At 76.3% G+C, this 1,109-nt stretch carries 1 protein-coding gene and 1 pseudogene; both read right to left on the bottom strand.

From position 1 onward, the window contains the following. Positions 1-363 (bottom strand): inositol monophosphatase family protein (locus FNQ90_RS24245; protein ID WP_323380155.1); only part of this gene is annotated, 363 nt, incomplete at its 3' end. A gap of 144 nt (positions 364-507) precedes the next feature. Then, positions 508-1,109 (bottom strand): annotated as a pseudogene (locus FNQ90_RS24240) (hypothetical protein); the annotation flags it as partial.

Raw genomic sequence — 1,109 nt, 5'->3', positions numbered from 1 at the left:
CACCCGCCCCGCCCGGGCCAGGGCGACCATGGTGCAGAAACCGGGTTCGCCGCGCACGAACTGGCGGGTGCCGTCCACGGGGTCCACGATCCACACCGGGTCCTCGCTCTCCAGGGCCGCGTACCGGCCGGGATCCTCGTGGACCCCCTCCTCACCGACGACCAGCGAGCCCGGCAGCAGGGCGGTCAGTTCCTCGGTCAGCCGGCGCTCGACCTCGCGGTCGGCGACGGTGACCAGGTCGTTCGGCCCCGTCTTGAGCAGGATGTCGTGTTCGGCCAACCGCCGCCGGCGCGGCACGACCTCCTCGGCCACGATCCGCCGGATCACCTCCGGGACGGCGGCTCCCACCTGTGCGTCGATCATCCCTCCATCGAAACACGCCCCGGGGCATCGGCACGCCACGGGTCGGGCGGTTCGGTCCCTCCCGTGGGGACGTGTTCCCCTTCGGGCGTCTCGTACTCGTCCGCCCGGCCCGCCCCCGGAAGGCCGGGATCGGGCGGCGCCGGCTCAGGCGGCGCCGGCGCGGCGCAACTCCCCCGCCACGGCGCTGTGGTGGCGGGGGGAGACGGCGCGCGCGGCGTCCAGCAGCACCGGTGCCAGGACCTCGGGGTTGTCCAGCGCGGCGCCCACCGCGTCCTCGGCCCGCCGGGCCCGCACCAGGGAGGCGAGGAGGGTGACCGCCTCCTCCTCCCGGCCGAGGGCCACCAGTTCGGCGGCGATGGTGCCGGTGTCGACGGCCGGGCGGGCGGCGGCCTGGCGCAGCAGTTGTCGGCACTCCTTTTCCAGCCCCCGGTCGGCGAGTGCCTCGGCGACCGCGACCACCGGCCGGGGCGGGAGGGTGGCCGCCTCCCACAGCAGGGTGGCGACCTCGGGCTCCAGGCCCTCCCGCTCCATGCTCTCCACCAGCAGCGGGATGCGCTGTGGGGGGCCGGACACCGCGCCGCACAGCGTCATGTAGAGGTCCGCGCCCAATCCCCGGGCGCGCAGGTGGGCCAACCGGCCCGCGATCTCCCCGGCGGCACGCCGGTCCTCCTCGGTGAAGACGGTTCGGGGCGGTCGCGGCGCGGCGCTTTCCTCGACCCCGGCGAAACGGGACCCGGCGGGGCGGC

It is taken from the genome of Streptomyces alkaliphilus, from assembly GCF_014141535.1.
In the GTDB taxonomy this organism is placed as follows: Bacteria; Actinomycetota; Actinomycetes; order Streptomycetales; family Streptomycetaceae; genus Streptomyces; species Streptomyces alkaliphilus.
This window is presented reverse-complemented; position numbering and strand designations above follow the sequence as displayed.